Source organism: Deltaproteobacteria bacterium (assembly GCA_016933965.1).
Taxonomy (GTDB): Bacteria; Desulfobacterota; Syntrophia; order Syntrophales; family UBA2210; genus JAFGTS01.
Window position 1 is genome coordinate 56,339 of the sequence record JAFGTS010000003.1, and the last position, 19,767, is coordinate 76,105.

Genomic DNA, 19,767 nt, shown 5'->3' on the forward strand with positions numbered 1-19,767 from the left:
TAATCGGGAATTATCCTTCCTTTGCTGCCGCCTCCCGGGAAAAATGTTCTATCCGCGAGAGAATGGTTTTCTTTCGCCGGCGGGCTGTGCTATGAAACCCGGTGAAGCCAGATCAGAAAAAGGAGGTCGAACCATGTTCTACGAAGAGAAGTGCACGCTCTGCGGCGAATGTCTCATGAAGTGCGAGTACCTGGCCTATCCGGAGGAAAAGGCGAAGGCGGAGTTCAAGAAGCTGATAGATGGCGAACCGACACCGGTCACGGCGGAATGCATCACCTGTGTCGCCTGCAACATGTACTGTCCCGAGGGCGCCAATCCCTTTGACCTCATCAATCAGCGGCAGGAAGAAACAGGGACGTTCAATGTGAAGGAACAGTCCCTGGCCATGATGAGCATGGCTGATCAGCTTCCCTCGCAGGTCATCGAGGGAGACCCGGAAAAACCGGCGATCAATCTCTGTTCCGTAGGGGGTTTCCTGCCCGGGGTCATCGAGGGAAAGCTTTTCGACGGGCTGACGCTCATTCAGGGAGGTGATTATTTCTGCTACGTCGGGTGGGTTCATGTGGGGAAACCGGGCATGCTCAGCGACAACGCGCAAAAGTTCGTCAATAACCTGGCTGCCACCGGCGCGAAGGAGATTATCTGCTACCACGACGACTGTTACGTGGTCCTGGCCAACAAGGTGAAGGAACTCGGCATCAACGTTCCCTTCAAGGTGACCCACCTGTTCGAGTACCTGCGCGATTACGTGAAGGAGCACGCCGGCGAGGTAAAGCCCCTGAACATGAAGATCGCCTACCAGCAGCCCTGCGCGTCGCGGTATACCTTTGAAAAGGACGCGATACTGGATGAGCTGTTCGAACTGATCGGGGTCACCCGGGTGGAACGGAAATACGACCGCGTGGGCGCGCTTTGCTGCGGCGGTGCCCAGGGGGCCATGGCCGACGTCAGCAAGGACGAGATCAGGGAATGGCGGATGAAGAACATCGACGACGCCAGGGAAGCGGGCGCCGAGGCGATGATATTCCTCTGTCCCATGTGCGCCATGGCGATGCGGAACCCCTGCCACGCGAACGGCCTCGAACCATACATGATCAGCAACCTGGTACGGCTCGCCCTGGGCGAGGAGCTGACACAGGGAGGAGCGGGGAAGGTGTTTTAAGGGCGACAAAGCGACAAAGCGACAAAGTGACAAAGCGACAAAGTGACAAAGCGACAAAGTGGGGTTGGGGGGATTTTATTGAAGGTCCTCTCTCGAGTAGGTGCAGTTACTGAAAAGGGCCGAGGGGGAGAGGGTTCTGGGGGAATGAAATGACGAAGCAATCTTATGGTTCGAAGGACCAGCCGTGAGATTGCCACGAATGCCTTCGGCATTCTCGCAATGACATAAAACCATTATAAATCTCCCCTACCCCTCGACCCCTCGACCCCTATGAAGTCTTTGACCCCTTGAACCTTTGACCCCTTGAAACCTCGAAACCTTGACCACTGATAAGAAAAAAAGGGCCGGAGCCCTGAAGGGCCCCGACCCTTTTTCTATGTGTACGCTCAAACAGCGGTTTTCTATTTCTTGACTTCCTCGAAGTCGGCGTCGACCACGTCGTCATCGGACGACCCGGACCCGCCGCCGGCATCTCCCGCAGCCTGCTGCGCCTCAGGGCCGCCCTGCTGCGTCGATGCCTTGGCATACATGGCCTCAGCCAGCTTATGCGAGGCCTGGGTCAGTTCTTCCTGAGCGGAGACGATGGCATCCTTGTCGTTGCCTTCCATAGCCTTCTTCAGCTTGGTGATGACCTCTTCGATGCGTGTCTTTTCCGACGCGTCGATCTGGTCGCCCATCTCCTTCAGGTTCTTTTCGACACTGTAGATCAGCGTGTCGGCCTGGTTCCGCGCCTCGACCAGTTCCCGTTTCTTCTTGTCCTCGGCGGAGTGGATCTCGGCGTCCTTGACCAGTTTTTCGATCTCCGATTCCGACAGGCCGCTCGAAGCGGTGATCTTGATGCTCTGTTCCTTGCCGGTACCGAGGTCCTTGGCGGAGACGTGAACGATACCGTTCGCGTCGATGTCAAAGGTGACCTCGATCTGCGGGAGGCCGCGCGGTGCCGGGGGGATCCCGGTCAACTCGAACCTGCCCAGCGTCCGGTTATCGGCCGCCATTTCGCGCTCGCCCTGGAGAACATGGATGCTCACCGCTGGCTGGTTGTCCGCCGCCGTCGAGAATATCTGGCTCTTGCGCGTGGGGATGGTGGTGTTCTTTTCGATAAGCTTGGTCAAGACACCCCCCAGCGTCTCGATGCCCAGGGAAAGGGGCGTTACGTCGAGAAGCAGCACGTCTTTCACGTCACCGGCAAGAACGCCCGCCTGGATAGCGGCACCCACGGCCACCACCTCGTCGGGGTTCACACCCTTGTTCGGCTCCCTGCCGAATATTTCCTTTACTTTCTGCTGTACCCGGGGAACACGGGTCATACCGCCCACGAGGATCACCTCGTTGATATCGGACGGGGAGAGCCCGGCGTCCTTCATGGCCGTTTTACAGGGTCGCTCGACCTTCTCGATAAGGTCTTCCACAAGCATTTCGAACTTGGCCCGGGTTATTTTCATGTTCAGGTGCTTCGGCCCGGAGGCGTCGGCGGTCACAAAGGGAAGATTGATGTCCGTTTCCATCGATCCGGACAGTTCCATCTTCGCCTTTTCGGCGGCTTCCTTGATCCGCTGCAGGGCCATCTTGTCGCTCCTCAGGTCGATGCCCTGGTCCTTCTTGAACTCATCGCAGATATAGTCGATCAGCCGCTGGTCGAAGTCTTCACCACCGAGATGGGTATCGCCGTTGGTGGCCTTTACTTCAAAAACACCGTCGCCCAGTTCGAGGATCGAGATGTCGAAGGTCCCGCCGCCAAGATCGAAGACGGCGATCTTCTCGTCCTTCTTTTTATCGAGACCGTAGGCAAGGGCTGCCGCCGTCGGTTCGTTGATGATACGCAGGACGTTCATGCCCGCTATCTTGCCGGCGTCCTTCGTGGCCTGCCGCTGCGAGTCGTTGAAGTAGGCGGGAACGGTGATGACCACGTCGTTTATCTTTTCCCCGAGATAGTCCTCGGCGGTCTGCTTCATCTTGGTAAGCACCATGGAAGATATCTCGGTGGGGCTGTAATTCTTGTCGCGCACCGTCACCTGGGCGTCCCCGTTCGAAGCCTCGGTGATCTTGTACGGTGATATGGTCACGTCGTACTGGACTTCCTTCGAATTGTATTTCCTTCCGATGAGCCGCTTGATGGCGTATACGGTATTTTCCGAGTTGGTGACGGCCTGCCGTTTCGCGATCTGGCCGACAAGACGTTCGTTCTTATCGGTGAAGGCGACAACCGACGGTGTCGTTCTGCTTCCCTCCTGGTTCGTTATGACGACCGGATCTCCTCCTTCCATGACGGCAACGCAGGAGTTGGTCGTTCCCAGGTCGATTCCAATTATTTTCCCCATTGTTATAAATCCTCCTTACTGTACTGTCTGCTCATAATAGCTGTCTTCATATATAATAATCATGATATTTCATTTTGCCACGGACACCTTGGTCGGCCTCAGCAGCCTTCCGTTGAGGAGATACCCCGTTTCGAATTCCTCGACGACCTGGTTTGCGTCGTGTTCGCTGCTTTCGACCTGCATGACCGCTTCGTGGATCGAGGGATCAAAATCCGCGCCGACGGCTTCGATCTTTTCAACGCCGTGCTTTTCAAGTGTGCCGTGCAACTGTTCGTCGATGAGTTTCAGCCCCGCCTTGAATGCTTCGAAATCACCCGAGTTCGACGCGTGCTCCAGGGCGCGTTCGAGGCTGTCGACGATCGGCAGCAGGTCCCTGATCAATTGTTCGTTGGCGTAGTTCATCAGGTCGGCACGGTCTCTGGCCACCCGTTTTTTATAGTTTTCCAGTTCCGCCGACAGTCGAACGTATTTGTCGTAATTTTCGGCGGCTTCCTTTCGTGCCGTTTCCAGTTCGGATTCCTCTTCCTGCCGGGAGATCGCTTCCTGTTCCTCTTCCGTATGGGGTTTCTCGCTTTCGGAAACCACCCGTATTTTCTGCCTGTCGCTTCCCGTCATCTTCTTTCCTTTTTTCTTCATATTCCGATACTGCCTCTCACTGCTGAAAGTACCGGGACCGGATCGGTTTATGCCTCGGGTCTCCTGAACAGCCGGTAGTCGACGAGCTCGCAGATGACGTGTCCCACCGTGATATGTACCTCCTGAACGCGGGGCACGCTGTTGGATGATACGGTCAGATTGAAATCAGCGATCGCTGCCATCTTTCCACCGTCCCGACCGGTGAGTGCCACTGTGATGATGCCTCTCTTTTTTGCCTCCTCGAAAGCCTTGACCACGTTCGGAGAGGAACCGCTGGTGCTGATGCCCCAGGCAATATCTCCCTCGTGTCCCAACGCCCGGACCTGCTTTGAAAAGACCTCCGAGTAATCGTAATCATTGGCGATGCTTGTCATGACCGACGTGTTCGTCGTCAGGGCTATCGCCGGGAGCGGCGGCCGTTCTATCTGAAACCTGTTCACGAATTCCGCCGCGATATGCTGGGCGTCGGCGGCACTGCCGCCGTTTCCGAAGAGGAGTATTTTTCTGCCGTTCTTCAGGGTCTCCGTTATCACATCTACGATCTTCACGATCTTCCCGAGATTTTCATTGACGAAAACCTCTTTCAGATTACAGCTTTCTTTGAAGATCCGTATGATAATGTCTTCGATATATTCCATATTTTGCCCGTCTGGTCTGTGTCGGGGTTAATATATTTATCGCCCCCCCCGATGTCAAGGAATGCGGGCATAATTAATGGATACAATTCCGGCAGGTTCGATTGACGGGTTTACAGGGGAGGTTCACCGCGGTCCTCAGGAATGAAAGCCTCTGCGGTAGCGGTCCCGCAATTCGGCTATCTTGCCCTTGTTCCAGCCGGAAACCTTGGAATAATACCCTGAGATGCGGGCGATGCCTTCAACGGTTTCGGCGCCGCAGCCGGGGCAGCGGTCCGCCAGCCCCCGTGCCGTTCTTCCGCAGGTGGAGCAGGTGGTGAATTCCGGGGAGACGACGATCTGGCGGTTCGTCGTTTCCCGGAACGCCCGGGCGACCAGTTCGGCGATGCTCCCCGCATCCGCCCCTTTTTCATCGAGCCAGAGATAGGTGGCGGTGTTTCCCTCTATGAAGGGGTGGAACATGCCTTCCAGGGCGACGCGGTCGAAGGGTGCCAGGGGCGCCGAGACACTGCAGCAGGTTGAATTGGTGTAGTACAGTTCCCCCCGGGCGATGTTTCCGCGGATAAAATGCCCCGACCGGGGTGAATAGTGTTTCAGGTCCAGCCGCGCGAAACGATAGGCCGTTGTTTCCGCCGGAGACTGGTTCAGGATGACCCGGAGACCCTTCCGCCGGGAAGCGCCACCGGCGATCTCCTGCAAGGCCTTGATGATCCTGAACCCCAGCCGGCGGGCTTCTTCCGAATCATGCAGATGTCCGCCGCAATGAATGGCGACCAGTTCGTCGAGTCCCACCATCCCCAGGAGACAGACGGCGCTGCCGTTTTGAAAATAGGGCTCGTCGCTGTATGAGCCGGTGAGCAGCGACAGCGGACCGGCCTCGCCCTGGGCAAGAAGGCGGTCGATGAAGGCCTTCTTTTCCATGTGGGCCCAGAGCGCCATGTCGGCCGTTTCCATGAGCAGGTCGAAGAGCCGGTCATCGGAGCCCTCCGCCCGGTAGCCGAGCCGGGGAAGGTTGATGGACACGTTCTGCAGGGCCGCGTGCCGCATGTTCCACGGGGCGCTCCCCCCTTCACCGTCCTGCTCGTCGGAAACGCGGAAGGTCCCGCACTCTGAAAGGGAGAGACAGCCGCCCCGGTCGAGGATGAAGTGGGTGTTTCCCTTCTCGGCGGCGACGGCGCATATCTTTCTGAGAAATTCCTCACTGCCGGCGGTCCGGAAGAACGCCTCCGTTATGTGCACGAAAGGACGGGGAAAGACGAAGGGCTGCCCCGCCGCGTCACCTTCCCTGAACACATCGAAGATCGCTTCGGCGAACCGCTGGGATTCCTGTTCATAGTCCCCGTATGTTTTTCCCGTGTACTGTCCCCCGGGGCCGATGGCCGGAAGGGACGCGAACCGGTCGGGAACCTCCCAGAAGAGGTGAATGTCCGTGAAGATCGTCTGCCCGCCCCTGCCGACGGCCTGCTGGGCGAACTCGTAGAGAAGCATCTGCGCGATCTGGCGGACCCGGTCGTCGCTCAGGCCGGCCAGGTAGGGGGCGAAGTGGATGTTGACGCCGTCCCAGCCGATGGCGCCGGAGAAATTGCCTTGCAGGGCCGCGGCGAAACGCACCATGTGCGCCAACAGGGTTTCCGCGCGCATGGCCGGTGTCGCCACGGTAATGGAGTGGGGCAGGTTCAGGCCGAACTTCTTGATGCGTTCGAGGGACTGGCATGAACAGTATGGACGGTCGATGTACCCGAGATTATGGATATGGATATCCCCCCGGGCATGAGCGTAGGAAACGTCGTCGGAAAATACGTTCAGGAGGGCGTATTCCTTTTTTATTCCCTCGGCCAGGGTCAGGTTCGTTCCCTCGGGACTGTGGGGGATGTTCGCGTTCTCCTTGTTGCTGTAAAAAATGAGCTGCTCCACGTCATAGAGCGGGAAGCCGAGGCGGGCGTGCATGCGCGATTCACCGTCGAGGCCGCGTTCGATCAGCTTCGCGTCCACCAGTTCCCGGATCAGGGATGCCGTGAGGACCTCTATCCCCGACGTGGCTATCTGGCGCTCGACCTCGCGGCTGATGTCCTCGGCCGTTTCGCGCTCCACGTTCGTTTCCCGGATCAGGGCGTCGACGATGCGCTGCCGGTTCCAGCCCGTAATGTCTTCCTGGGAACTTCGGACAAACAGTGTCAGGTCCGTTGTTTCGGTTCCGCCCATGATCTCATGTGCCTCCTCCGCTCTTCTCGTGGAACAGCGGTTCCCGGCGGTGATGGTCCAGCCGGGCGATCAGATATTGGTTTTGATGGTATCTCCGATCGATCCAAGGGACGTCTCGGCGGCGGCGGTCAGTTCCCCGTCGTAGGCGTGGTTGAGGGAGAAAACCCGGAAATGGACGATCCGGGCCGGGATGAACCGGTAGATCTCCTGCAGCGGCTCCAGTGATATCCTGTTGGTTGAGGGATTGAAGATCGTGATCCTCCGATCCTGCTCGACCATTGGATTGACGGGCCGCGGGTCCTGCGTCGCCAGGTCGACCTTGAAGCGGATGCCCCGCAGCCGCGGCGGCAGCTTCTGCCGGATCTGTCTTTCATAATCACCGGCTTCGGCGAAACGGGCTCCCTTCTGTATCTGGTCGATGGAAAGTTCGGCGGCGAAGGACATCTTCCACTTCACCTGCCGCTGGTAAAGTTTTTCCCATTCCTGCGCCAGCTTCCTTTTCCGCCGGTCCTTGAGACGTTTCCATCCCTCTACCTCCCGGTAGAGCTTCCATTCGTCCAGATCGAGGTAAGCATCCAGGTCCTTCAGGGGGTTTCCCTGGATCATCAGCTCCATTGTTTCCCGGAATATCTCCTGGAGATGGAGATCGATGGCGCGCGTGGTGCGGTGGTAATAGACATTGGCATACAGGTTAAGGCGGGCGTTGAGGAACCGCGAGAGAACGGACGTTCCCGCCTGGTGAAGGGTGAGCCCCTCACGGGTGAAGAAGCTGTAGAAGCAGAGCCGCTGGATATCGACGATGTCCATGGAGAAACCCGTGACATAGGCGTCACGCTGCACGTAATCGATGTTGTCCACCGTGTAGATGCCGGAGAAGAGCTGCCGGAGGAAATGAAGCCATTTGGGTTGTCCGGTCCGCTCCCGCGCGGCGGGTTTTCTGATCAGGAACGCGACCTGCTCCGGGGACAGTGATTCCCCCGGGTCGAAGGGCCCCGCCGGGCTCCGGCGGATCCGCGAGATGATCCGTCCCAGCTTGCGCCTGATGATCTCCTGGCCCATGTCCTCGTGGGTGATGCCGTAACGGTCCAGGAAATTATCGTCGAAGAAGTGACCGTAGGGGCCGTGCCCCACGTCGTGAAGCAGCCCCGCCACCCTCAGCAGCTCCTCCACGCAGTTGATCGAGGGAACATCGGGGAATATTTCCTTGAGGCTGGGGTACAGGTGCCGCCCGAACTCCCCCGCCATGTGCATCGTTCCCAGGGAGTGCTGGAACCGGGTATGCTCAGCCGCCGGATACACCCACCGCGCGCTCTGAAGCTGGTAAATTCGTCTCAGGCGCTGCACCCAGGAGGTGTCGATGAGGTCTTTTTCGGTCTTTTCCGCTGATTCACCGGGAAGGGGCACCGTGAAGAGAAGGTACTGGTAGATGGGATCGGCGATCAGCGCCTTTCCCTCATATTCTCTCGCGCTTTCGGTCTGTTGGGGGTTCATGGTGTTTTGATTACAAAACTTTGCCGTAAATAGCAATTGCAATATGGGGTCTCCCCGAGGCCCCCTTCAATGCCGGTGAATGTGCACCTCAGGCGTTACCGGGGAGCGCCGGGCGGTCGGGCCTCTTAGAATATCTTTCCGGGATTCAGGATGTTCAGGGGATCGAAGATGTGTTTGATCTCCCGCTGAAGACGAATGCTCTCAGGCGAGAGCTCCAGGGAGAGGTACCGCCGTTTCCCCCGGCCGATGCCGTGCTCTCCCGAGATGGTTCCGTTCATGGCGAGGACTTTTTTCAGCAGTGCCTCGATGCACCGGTCCACCGGTTCCCTGGCAGTGCCGTTTATGATCAGGTGGATGTTCCCGTCACCGGCGTGACCGAAGGAATAGACATCGACCCCGTGGGCACCTTCAAAGGCCGGGAGCGAATCGGCGAACTCGGCGATCCGCCCGATGGGGACCACGATGTCCTCGGGTATGGAGACGGGTGCCGATTCTTCTATCCTGAGGGATACGGCCCGCCGGATCTCCCACATCCGCGTCCGTTTCAGCGAATCGGGGGCCATGATGACGTTCAGGGCGCCCCGGTCGAGGCAGATGTGGCCGATCGCTTCGATCTCCGCCGTGACCGCTTCCGGCATGCCATCCGTTTCGATGAGGAGAAAAGCCTGTGCCTCACGGGCCTCTGCGAAGGGAAGCATGTCCCCCACCAGTTGCAGGCAGTGCCGGTCCAGGAACTCGATGGCGCTCGGGACGTGTCCCTTGCTCATGACCGCCGAAACGGCGTCCATGGCGGTGGTCAGCGCCGGGAAAAAGGCCACCAGGGTGGAGACGGCGGGTGGATAGGGGATCAGTCTCAGGATCAGCTTCGTGATTATCCCCAGGGTCCCCTCCGAGCCGACGAGCAGGTGGAGCAGGTCGTAGCCGACCACGCCCTTGCGCGTCCGGACGCCGGCGGTGATGATCTTCCCTGTGGGGAGAACGGCCTCGATCCCTAGGACGTATTCGCGAGTTGTGCCGTACTTGACGCAGGCGGGACCACCCGCGTTGGTGGCCGCGTTGCCGCCGATGGAACAGGTATCGTAGCTGGCGGGGTCGGGCGGATAGAAAAGCCCCCGGGCCCGAACGGTTTCCTTCAGGTCCAGGGTGAGAACTCCCGGTTCGACGATGGCGATCATGTTGCGTTCCTCAATATCGAGGATCCTGTTCATCCGTGCCAGTGAGAGGACCACCCCGCCGTGAACGGGCACGGAGCCCCCGGCAAGGCCTGTTCCCAGCCCCCGGGGCGTGACGGGAAACCGGTACTGGTTGGCAAGTTCCAAAAGAGCCGCCGCCTGGCCGGCTGATGTGATTTCAACGCAGAGTTCCGGAAGATGCATGATATCACTGGCATCCTTACCGAGGTCGGCGAGTTTTTCCGGGTCCCTGATGACCCGCGCCGGTGCGACGGCATCGGTGATATGACGGATGATCTCTTCGCTGAGCGGCGTGTATTCGGTCATGGTGCGCTCTTTTTTCACGGGATCAGGTCCCGACGTGTTCGAACCCGGGGATCCTGAACCGGTTCTCGAAATAGAGGAGAAGCCGGCTTGCCAGGGTTGTCATTACCAGGTAGATGGCGCCCACAATAAGGAATATTTCAGTGAATTTAAAGGTTTCCGAGGCGATGGTATGACCCATGCCGGTCAACTCGATGCAGGTGATCATATAGGCAAGAGATGAGTACTTGATAAGGTAGATGATCTCGTTCCCGCATCCCGGCAGGGCTCGGCGGATGGCCTGGGGGAGAATGATGGAAAAGATCATCTGTGTTTTTGAAAACCCCAGGGCCTGTGCCGCATGAAGCTGGCCCCGCTTGATGGAAAGGAGCGCGCCGCGGATATACTCCGAGTGATAAGCGGCACTGCAAAGTGAAAATCCCATGACGGCCGCCGTGTAAGGCGTCAGGTAGATGCCCAGGTGGGGGAGGCCGAAATACCAGATGAAAAGCTGGACGACCAGGGGGAAGCCCCTGAAAATGGCCACGTAGACGTCGGCGAGCCTGCGTATCACGGTATCGCCGAAGACCCGCAGCACGCCGACGAATATACCGATGATCAGGCCAAAAACGGCGGAGGGAATGATCAGTTCAATACTGATGATAAGGCCCCGGAACAGGATGGGCAGTACCCGGTGCTCGATGAAGAAGAGTTCTTCCATGAAGGTATCAACTTCCGTAGAGTTCTATGATCTTTGAACAGAATTCCTTGGTCCGCTCGCATTCCGCCTGTGAGAATATCTTTTCCGATGTCCCCGCCTCGAGGATGACCCCGTTTTCGAGAAAGACGATCTCATCCGCCATTTCCCTGGCGAACCCGATCTGGTGGGTCGACATGACCATGGTCATGCCGTTGGCCCGCAGGTCACGGATCACGGCCAGGACCTCCCATATGAGCTCCGGGTCCAGGGCGGAGGTCGGTTCGTCGAGGAGCATGACGGCCGGGTCCATGGCCAGCGCCCGGGCGATCGACACCCGCTGTTTCTGGCCTCCCGAGAGCTGGGCGGGGTATTTTTTGATATGGTCCTTGAGGCCGACCCGCTCCAGTTCATACATGGCCTTGTCCTGCGACTCCCGTCTGGTCATCTTCCTCACTTTCAGGAGCCCCACTTCGACATTCCCCAATGCCGTGAGATGGTCGAACAGGTTGAACTCCTGAAAGATCATTCCCACTTTCTGCCGGTATTCGTAGAGCTCGCGCTTCCGGGAGAGGACGATCTCCCTGCCGTTCAGCCAGACACGGCCCCTGTCGGGGGTGACAAGGAAATTGATGCACTGGAGCATGGTGCTCTTACCGCCTCCCGAAGGGCCGATGAGGACCTTCAGTTCGCCCTCGTTGACCGACAGGGACGCCTCCTTCAGGACGGTCTTCCTTCCGTACCGCTTGGTAAGATTTTCAACCCGTAAAACCGGTTCTTTCTGCGTCTGTGTCATGGTGAAACGTTACCTTTTACCTGGTGGAATACCCGGGGATCCGAACTTTTTCTTCGAGGATCCTGAGGCCCTTGGTGCCGGCGTAGGTGAGCGTGAGAAAAATGATTCCCGCCGTAAAATACAGGGGCAGATGCTCGTAGGTCCTCGACGCGACGAAATGAGCGCGCGCCATGATCTCCATGACGCCCAGGGCGTAGGCGACGGCGGAGTCCTTCAGGACGATCGAGTATTCGTTGGACCATCCCGGGATCGAAAGGCGAAGCGCCTGGGGCAGGATGATGTGCATGATCGATCTTCTGTCGCTCATGCCGATCGCCCGGGCCGCCTTGAGCTGTCCCACCGGGAGGGAAAGGATCGCACCCCGTAATATCTGGGACTGGTACGCGGCGCTGATGAGGCCCAGTACCATGACGGCCACGGTGAAGGCCGACAGGTTGATGTTGAGGAGCGGGAAGAGACCGAAGTAAAAGAGAAAGAGGAGGACAAGAAGGGGCACGCCGCGAAAGAACCATATGTAGAGGCCGATCACCGGCCTGATCCGATCCGAGCCGTACACCTGCCCGACGGCCAGAAAGATCCCGAGGATCAGGCCCAGCAGCATGGCTCCCCCCACCAGGCCCACGGTCACCGCCGATCCCTTGAGAATATAAGGGAGCGCATCGTATATGGCGATCAGGCTTTCCGTCATCAGTCATTGCCCGCGTTTCCGCGGAGCGTCGTCTCCTAAAATATTGAAGGCATTAGGAGCCCCTCCTAATGCCTTCAGGATAATGGTCCACTGTTACTCTGCTGCAAACCGCATCACGGTTTATATTGTTCCTTCAGTTCCTCCCAGTAGGGGGAAGCCATAAGCTTCTTGAGACCCTCGTTGATCATGTTGAGGAGCTCCACGTCCTCCTTCCGGATGGCGTATCCAAATTCTTCCTCTTCCATACCAAAGGTCCCCGCGATCTTGACGGGTTCCTTTCTCATGGCGTCTTTTGCCGGGGCGTCATCCATGGCGGCGGCGACAATACGGCCGTTCACCACGTCCATGACGGCGAGGGGCGCTGAATCATAATGGACAAGAGAAAAATCGCGTCCTTCCTTCTGGATCAGGTTTTCTTCGATCCACTTCGCTTCCGTCGTCCCGCGCTGCACGCCGACCTTATTTCCATTTGAAAGGAGCTCGTCGATCGTCAGTGACGACCCCTCGGGGACGACCAGGACCTGTGCGATCGTCCAGTAGGGAATGGAGAAGTTGACCTGTTTTTTCCGCTCATCGTTGATGCTCATTCCCGAGGCGATCAGGTCTATCTTCTTGGCTTTCAGGCTCGGAATGATGCCCGCCCAGTCCATGGGCTGATGCTTTACCTTGAACCCCATTTCCTTGGCGATCCAGTCAACGGACTTTACGTCAAAGCCATCGGGGTTTCCGTTCTTGTCCACGTAGGCAAAAGGCGGAAAGTTCGCATCGATACCGTTGATATACACCTTTTCCTCGGCAAATGACGAAGCCGGGCCCAACACAAGACACGCCGCCGCGATACACAAAACGGCCCCCCAGAGTAATTTCCTGCCCATAGAAGTACCTCCTTTTCGCTGTGTCCGGCCGGGCGTTCAGTGTCGTCCCGTACCGAAATGTCAGCGATGGAGCATAGTGGAAATATACTGGTATGTCAAGGGTAAACACATACTTCCGAAGGTCCTGAAATAAGGGTGTTGCGGCCGGTGACGCCCGGATCGGGGAGAGGGGCTTGCGGGGGTGATTATTTCTTGACATCTATGTCAACGTACACTATGTGTTGAAACGGCTACCGATACCAACTGTGACGGCGGCGGAAGGTATTCTTCCGCAACGCTCGGCCTTTCGCGTTGCGCGCTTCTCATCGGAAGCACCACCCCGCCGTTCGTTGTCCGATCACGGGGTTTTTTTCAACGATACAACATGCAGCAACGAAAGGAGAGATGTTTTTATGGATTTCAGGGGAATTTTTCAACTGAACAAGGAAGACGACATCGGGATCGCGACCTTTAACCTGGTCAAGGATTCGATGAACACCTGGACGGAAGAGATGCTTTTGAGTTTTCAGGAATGTGTCGATCACCTGGCAACGGACGACACGCTCAAGGGTGTCATTTTCATTTCAGGAAAACCGAACACCTTTCTTGCGGGGGCCAACCTGAACGTGATCGCGGACTTCACCGGGCCGGAAGAGGTGAAGGCCGCGCTCGACGCGCTGCACGCGCCCTTCAACAAACTGGGTACGCTTCCCTTCCCCACCATGGTGGCTATCAACGGGCACTGCCTCGGCGGCGGACTGGAGTTCTCCCTTGCCTGTACGGCCCGCATCGCCAAGGAGTCTCCCACGACCCTCATCGGTCTTCCCGAATGCAACGTGGGCATCTTCCCGGCCGGTGGGGGGACCCAGCGGCTTCCCCGTTTGATCGGGTATTCCGCCATAGAGCTGATCCTGAAGGGCTCCATGCTGCCGGCGGCCAGGGCGCTGGAAAAGGGGATCATCGACCGCCTGGTGCCGGCCGACGGCGACCTTCTTGCCGAAGCAAAGGCGTTCATGAAGGAGATCATTGCCGGAACGGCCGACCTGAAACGGGTGGAGCAGGATTTTTCCCAGATCGACGATATCATGGAAATGGCCCGCCAGGGCGTGTTGAAAGCGACCCGCGGCCGTGAGATCCCCGGCCCCATGCTGGCCATGAAATCGATCCAGGAAGGGGTGAAGATGCCCATCGAAAAGGGGCTGGAAAATGAAAAGACCATCTTTGTTGAAGCGGCCCTGTCGAAAGAGGCAAAGGGAAGCATCAACACCTTCTTCATCAAGACCATGACGGACAAGCCAAAGTCCATGATGACCAGGGGGTTTGAGCCCAAGCCGTTGAAAAAGGTCGCCGTTCTGGGATTCGGCACCATGGGACGGGGGATCGTCATCGACATTTTACGGCGCACGCAACTGCCTGTGATAGTGAAGGACATTCCCGAAGCCCTTGAACCGGGGAAGGAATTCATCAGGAAGATCTTCACCGGGATGGCCGAAAAGAAACGTCTCAAGGTTCCCGTTGACGACCTGATGAGCCGTATCACCGTTACCTCGGAGTATTCCGAGGATTTCAAGGATGTGGACCTTGTCGTGGAGGCCGTGTTCGAGGACCTTTCCGTGAAGGAGCAGGTCTATAAGGAACTCTGTGGCGTTGTGCCCGCCGATTGCGTTATCGCCAGCAACACCTCGTCGATACCGATCACGACCATGTCGCAATACGTAACGGATCCGGAGCGGTTCGGCGGCATCCATTTCTTCTCGCCTGTGTGGAAGATGCAGCTCGTCGAGGTCATCCGGGGAGAAAAAACCGCCCAGGATACTGTCGATAATCTTCTGAACTTCTCGGCCCTGATAAAGAAACGGCCGATCGTCTGCAACGACAATCCCGGATTCGTCGTCAACGCGCTCCTGTTCCCCTATCTGGTCAATGCGCTGGAATATGTGGAAAAAGGGAATTCCATCGAAGCGGTGGATGGTGCCATGGTGCGCTTCGGAATGCCCGTCGGCCCCCTGCGGCTGGTCGACGAAGTGGGTATCGATGTGCCCTACAAGGCGCTCAAGGGAATGGGCGTCCAGCAGAAGACTCTCGAAAATGTGGTCAATGACGGCCGTCTCGGTCTCAAGAAATCGGGGAAGGGCTTCTTCCTCAAGGACGGCAGCGTCGATCCCGATGTCCTGCCCCTCATCGCTTTACGAGAGCCGCAGGCGATGACCGAGGAGGAGATACAGACGGGCATGCTCACGGCCATGGTCCAGGTGGGCAAGGACCTTCTCGAACGGAAGGTCGTCGCCGACCCGCGGATGATCGACGTGGGAATGATCTGGGGAACGGGATTCCCCCCCGAAAAGGGCGGACCTTTGAAGTGGTCGGACCTGACGGGGTTGAGTAAGAAGTTGTTCGGCAAGAACTTCTATTGATGGCGACTTCGTAAAAAGTCCATATGCTGCGTTGCGCTTCATCCTTCGTCACTGCGACGTACGAAAAAGTACGACTCATTCCTCAGGATTCGCGCGCCTTGCCTCTGGAGCTTTTTACGAAGCCGATCCCGTTTTCGCAGGCTTTGCGGTCTTGACTTGCGACGGCGCCGGGTGCGGACTATCCGGCGCCGTTCTTTATTTTTTTGTTGCAGAAAAGGGGTCGAGGGGTCAGCGGTGGGCACCTTTATCCATGCTCCGGCCGCTGTACCCTTACCGTGTATTAATATAAGGCATGCATTCGCCGAGGTACAGCCCCAGGAGGTAGGGCTTCTGGGATAAAAAGGCCATTGCCTGGTTTCGTACCTCCAGTTCGGCGAAGCCGACGCTGTAGCGCCGGGTCACGTAATCAAAAGTAATGCTGCGCGCGAAATAGAGGGGTTTCAAGGCGTTGATGATATCCGCCTTCGCGGAGTCCTTTGCCCCGTCGAACAGGTACATCAGGCTGTAGACGATCTGGGACCAGAGCATGATATCGATATCGTAGTAGTCCATTTCGATCATGTCATGAAATCTTCGAAAGCCGTACGGGCTCAGATACCATTTGACCAGGTCCTTGTAAGTTTCGTATTCATTCCTGCATTTGTGTTTCAGGTCCACGATATCTATGGAGAGCGCCTGGGCTTCCTTCATTTTCTGCAGACCGAAGAGTTCCACCGTCTTGACATCCATCTGCCAGTCCGTCTTCTGTCCCTTTGTGAGCCAGGCATTCAGCCACACGGACCGGTGCGCGAGGAGTATCGTGAAAAGGGTATGGACGACCTCTTCGAACATGGTTCCCAGCTTCGGGGAGCTGGCGTTGTGGACCTTGTTCCCCAATCCGGTCTGGCAGACGCGGAAACCGCCGAAGAAGGCGTTGAGGGACATGAATATGTCGATGCCGTAATGGCGGATGCGATCGTCCCACTCCTGTTCCAGCCAGAAGGAGCAGAGTCCCGGGGAAAATGAGAACTCGCCGCCGATGGGCTGGCGGACGTCGTAGCCCGCCAGGGCGAATACCAGGGGATAGCAGAGATGGTTCGTGATCGTTCCGTCGAACTGGTGCCGTGAATAAAGGGGGGTAACGTAGTCGTATCCTTCGAGAATGGGACCACCGAGGTACTTTATCCAGATCGGCCTGATCGAACGGAGGTCGGCGTCGACGACGATGGTCGCCTTGGATTGCACGTCGCGGCAGAAGTGAAAGAGATTCCAGAAATTATTTCCCTTTCCCCGCACCCCTTCGGGTGTTGAAATATATTTCCTGTCGATCCCTTCGGGTATCTCCGCGGCGAGGAAGGCTTCCCTTGTTCCGTCGGGGCTGTTGTTGTCGCAATTGACGATGACGCTCCGCATATCGGGATAGTAGGTCTTCAGCCCCTCACCGGCCGTTTGCGTGACGTGGCGGATCGTTTTCGCTTCGCTGTACGATGGGATACCGACGACAATGTCGTATCGTTCTTCCATGGGTCCCTCCCCGATGTGTGACATGACCTGTTATCAACGGTAAGTCCACACAACGTAACGATATTTTACAAAAACTGTCAACTGTTTTGTCGCTGCCGTCCGGCGGGGAGGACGATCCTGGGCACGAAAGAAAAAAAAGCGCCTTTGTGAAAAAGGCGCTTTTACCTGTTATTTCTGGTGGAGATGAGGGGGATCGAACCCCTGGCCTCGGCGTTGCGAACGCCGCGCTCTCCCAGCTGAGCTACATCCCCACATATATGCGTGGTATCGCTCGAAAGCGGAAACACTGGAAAAAGCTTCCTATCATGTTCGATTGGTTCTTTCAAGGGGAAAAGGGATCCTGAACGGGTCGGTCGAGTGGCGGGGAGGGTATCTTCATCGACCGGAAATCTTTGACAAATCGAAATAAACATGGTTTTTTGTATAAACATCGGCCGATGTATAAAAGACCACAGGATCCCTTGTGCTCCTCCGGTTTTTCACCTCTTCCATGATCGCCATGACACGTGCCGCGCCTGATAGTTTCCGGTAGTTGCAGCAGGTTTTCAGAAAAGGAGGTTTTGCTCATGAACCTTTATGCGGAACGCACCGCCATGCTGGGAACGGAGAGCGCCTTCAAGATGGGCGGCGACATCGCCCGCTGCGAGGAGCGGGGGATGTCCGTCATTCGACTGAACCTGGGGGAACCGGATTTTTCCACTGCAGAGGCGATCAACGAGGTGGCCGTTACCGAGATCCGCCGGGGAAACAGCCACTATACAGACCCCCAGGGAATTCCCGCCCTGCGGGAGTGCATCGCGGAGCAGATCGCGCGGACGCGGGGTATCCCCGCCGACCCTGGGCGGGTGGTCGTCACCCCGGGCGCGAAGGCCATCGTCGCCTATTCCGTGCTGGCCTATGTCAACAGCGGCGATGAGGTCATCTATCCCAGCCCCTGCTACCCCATCTATGAATCGTGGATAACCTTCGTGGGCGCCCGGCCCGTGCCTCTTCATCTCAGAGAGTCACAGGGGTTCCGCTTCACGGCCAGCGAACTGGAGCGGCTCATCACTTCCCGGACGAAGCTCATTATCATCAATTCACCCTCCAATCCGACGGGCGGCGTCCTGACGGGGGACGACCTCTCCGCCATGGCCCGGGTCATCGGGGAACAGGCACCGGCTCAGTGCCGTATCCTGTCGGATGAGATCTACGAGCACATCATCTTTGACGGCCGGGAGCACCGGAGCGTGTCTTCCTGTCCCGGCATGGCCGAACGGACCGTCCTCTTGAGCGGCCACTCGAAAAGTTACGCCATGACGGGATGGCGCCTGGGGTATGCCCTGCTCCCCTCACGGGACGAGGCGCTTCTCTTCAGGCAGTTCAACATCAATATCTTTTCCTGCGTTCCGCCGTTCATCCAGGAAGCGGGAAGGGAAGCGATCGAAAATACCGCGAACCTGACCGTGGTCGCCGGAATGGTGCGAGAATTCCAGGAACGCCGTGATCTTGTCGTAGAGGGTCTGAACCGTATCAGGGGGATCCATTGCGTGAAGCCCGAGGGCGCCTTCTATGTCTTCCCCAACATTGAAGGTGTCTGTGAGAACCTCAGTGTCATCGCGGCCCATGACGCGCTTCCCCGGGAACTGAGGCCCCTGACCAGCCCCGCCGGCCTGTTCCAGATGTTCCTTCTTTATTGTCACGGTGTGGCCACCATGGACCGGAGGTCCTTCGGGGTGATCGGCTGTGAGGGGCAGCACTTCCTGCGACTGTCGACGGCTGCGGGCATACCGGATCTCAAGGAAGGGCTTGTTCGCATTGAACGGGCCGCGGCTGACCGGTCCGGCTTCGAAGCTTTTGTTCGGGAAGGGAAAAACCTCTATCTGGGTGCCCCCTGACGGGTGGCTGCTCAGTCAAATACCTTCAGGGACCGGGCCTTCTCGTATATCTCGCGGGCCTTTTCATCGAGCCCCTCGGCGGCGCAGGATTCAATGATGCTGCGATAGTAAAAAGGATTGTGCGGATCCATCTCAAGTGCCTGTTCAAAGGCATCGATGGCCCGATGATGATACCCCTCCGACGCAAGGGCGTTTCCCAGCCGGTTGTAGAACCCCTCCGCCGATGCGGGGTCGATGGTGACGGCCCGTTCGTAGGATTTCCATGCTTCGTCGAGCCTGCCCTGCCTGATCTGTATGTCGCCGAGCGTGCAATGGTGCAGGGCTTTCTCAAAGCAGAGGTCGATGGACCGGCGAACGGCGGCCTCGGCCCGCTCGACCTGCCCGGCCTCGAGGAGGGCGAACCCCATCCGGTGATAGACGGCGGGTGCCTCCGACGGCTCTATTTCCGCGGCGCGGCCGTAAGCCGCCTCCGCCTTTTCATAGTCGCCGGCGGCGATATACGTGGATGCCAGGGAGCAGAAGAGAACGGGGGCGTCGGGCTCCATATCGGTCAGGAGCTCGAATATCTCGGCGGCACGTTCGAGCCTGTCCGCCTTCAGACAGGCATCGCCCAGCGTGGTCAGCAGGGCCACGTCACCGGGCTGCATATCGACGACACGCTCGCACATGTTCACGAGGCGGTCGAATTTCCCCTCGCTCCGGTAGATGCGGACCAGTTCGTCAAAGGCGAAGCCGGTGAAAACGCTTCGCTTCAACTCCCGTTCAAAGAGGATCTCGAAATATTCCAAGGCTTTGTCGCTCTGCCCGCTGTCGTTGTACGCCCAGGCCAGCGACATGAGAAGTGATTCGTCACCGGGATTCATGGCAAGCAGCTTCAGGTACAGCTCGATGGCTTCCTCGTAACGCTCTTCCTCCAGGAGTTGGTCGGCGTGATCCCGGAACTGATCGACCTGCTGCGTTTTTTCACCCATAGTTCACTTCCTTTTGACCTTCCCGCGGTTCCTGCTTCTCAATGCCCG

15 protein-coding genes and 1 tRNA gene are annotated in these 19,767 nt (G+C 57.8%); 3 read left to right on the forward strand and 13 right to left on the reverse strand.

Annotation, left to right across the window (positions count from 1 at the left end; genetic code table 11):
• The first annotated feature begins 133 nt into the window (after window positions 1-133).
• Complete coding sequence (locus JXO48_00780) at window positions 134-1,162, forward strand: (Fe-S)-binding protein (GenBank protein ID MBN2282405.1); 1,029 nt, start codon at window positions 134-136, stop codon at window positions 1,160-1,162.
• 401 nt (window positions 1,163-1,563) lie between these two features.
• On the opposite strand, the gene dnaK is transcribed toward JXO48_00780, so the two are convergent.
• The 10 genes from dnaK to JXO48_00830 all read right to left on the reverse strand — a co-directional run bounded on the left by dnaK (window position 1,564) and on the right by JXO48_00830 (window position 12,975).
• Window positions 1,564-3,480, reverse strand: coding sequence for a molecular chaperone DnaK (dnaK, locus tag JXO48_00785; protein ID MBN2282406.1), 1,917 nt, complete (start codon window positions 3,478-3,480; stop codon window positions 1,564-1,566).
• Between the two features lie 69 nt (window positions 3,481-3,549).
• Entirely contained in the window at window positions 3,550-4,116 is a 567-nt protein-coding gene (gene grpE / locus JXO48_00790) for a nucleotide exchange factor GrpE (protein MBN2282407.1), read from the reverse strand.
• Window positions 4,117-4,163: 47 nt separating this feature from the next.
• On the reverse strand, window positions 4,164-4,754 hold the full coding sequence (locus JXO48_00795) for a D-sedoheptulose 7-phosphate isomerase (protein ID MBN2282408.1): 591 nt from the start codon (window positions 4,752-4,754) through the stop codon (window positions 4,164-4,166).
• 135 nt (window positions 4,755-4,889) lie between these two features.
• Window positions 4,890-6,953, reverse strand: a complete 2,064-nt coding sequence (gene nrdD / locus JXO48_00800; GenBank protein MBN2282409.1) for an anaerobic ribonucleoside-triphosphate reductase — start codon at window positions 6,951-6,953, stop codon at window positions 4,890-4,892.
• A 69-nt stretch (window positions 6,954-7,022) separates the two neighbouring features.
• A complete protein-coding gene (locus tag JXO48_00805) occupies window positions 7,023-8,444 on the reverse strand; it encodes an HD domain-containing protein (protein MBN2282410.1) in 1,422 nt (473 codons plus the stop codon).
• 125 nt (window positions 8,445-8,569) lie between these two features.
• A complete protein-coding gene (locus JXO48_00810) occupies window positions 8,570-9,943 on the reverse strand; it encodes an FAD-binding protein (GenBank protein ID MBN2282411.1) in 1,374 nt (457 codons plus the stop codon).
• Window positions 9,944-9,965: 22 nt separating this feature from the next.
• Window positions 9,966-10,640 (reverse strand): amino acid ABC transporter permease, encoded by a 675-nt coding sequence (locus JXO48_00815; GenBank protein ID MBN2282412.1) that lies wholly within the window; start codon window positions 10,638-10,640, stop codon window positions 9,966-9,968.
• 7 nt (window positions 10,641-10,647) lie between these two features.
• Window positions 10,648-11,412 (reverse strand): amino acid ABC transporter ATP-binding protein, encoded by a 765-nt coding sequence (locus tag JXO48_00820; GenBank protein MBN2282413.1) that lies wholly within the window; start codon window positions 11,410-11,412, stop codon window positions 10,648-10,650.
• A 16-nt stretch (window positions 11,413-11,428) separates the two neighbouring features.
• Window positions 11,429-12,100 carry an amino acid ABC transporter permease gene (locus JXO48_00825; protein ID MBN2282414.1) on the reverse strand — a complete coding sequence of 224 codons (672 nt, stop codon included), beginning with the start codon at window positions 12,098-12,100 and terminating at the stop codon, window positions 11,429-11,431.
• A gap of 113 nt (window positions 12,101-12,213) precedes the next feature.
• Entirely contained in the window at window positions 12,214-12,975 is a 762-nt protein-coding gene (locus JXO48_00830; GenBank protein ID MBN2282415.1) for an amino acid ABC transporter substrate-binding protein, read from the reverse strand.
• Between the two features lie 392 nt (window positions 12,976-13,367).
• Here JXO48_00830 and JXO48_00835 point away from each other — a divergent pair, with 392 nt between their 5' ends.
• Window positions 13,368-15,368 carry an enoyl-CoA hydratase/isomerase family protein gene (locus tag JXO48_00835; protein ID MBN2282416.1) on the forward strand — a complete coding sequence of 667 codons (2,001 nt, stop codon included), beginning with the start codon at window positions 13,368-13,370 and terminating at the stop codon, window positions 15,366-15,368.
• A gap of 270 nt (window positions 15,369-15,638) precedes the next feature.
• On the opposite strand, the gene JXO48_00840 is transcribed toward JXO48_00835, so the two are convergent.
• Window positions 15,639-16,871, reverse strand: a complete 1,233-nt coding sequence (locus JXO48_00840; protein ID MBN2282417.1) for a glycosyltransferase — start codon at window positions 16,869-16,871, stop codon at window positions 15,639-15,641.
• Between the two features lie 175 nt (window positions 16,872-17,046).
• Window positions 17,047-17,122 (reverse strand) — tRNA-Ala (locus JXO48_00845).
• Between the two features lie 315 nt (window positions 17,123-17,437).
• Here JXO48_00845 and JXO48_00850 point away from each other — a divergent pair.
• Complete coding sequence (locus JXO48_00850; GenBank protein ID MBN2282418.1) at window positions 17,438-18,748, forward strand: aminotransferase class I/II-fold pyridoxal phosphate-dependent enzyme; 1,311 nt, start codon at window positions 17,438-17,440, stop codon at window positions 18,746-18,748.
• Between the two features lie 11 nt (window positions 18,749-18,759).
• On the opposite strand, the gene JXO48_00855 is transcribed toward JXO48_00850, so the two are convergent.
• Entirely contained in the window at window positions 18,760-19,719 is a 960-nt protein-coding gene (locus JXO48_00855) for a tetratricopeptide repeat protein (GenBank protein ID MBN2282419.1), read from the reverse strand.
• Window positions 19,720-19,767: the final 48 nt, after the last annotated feature.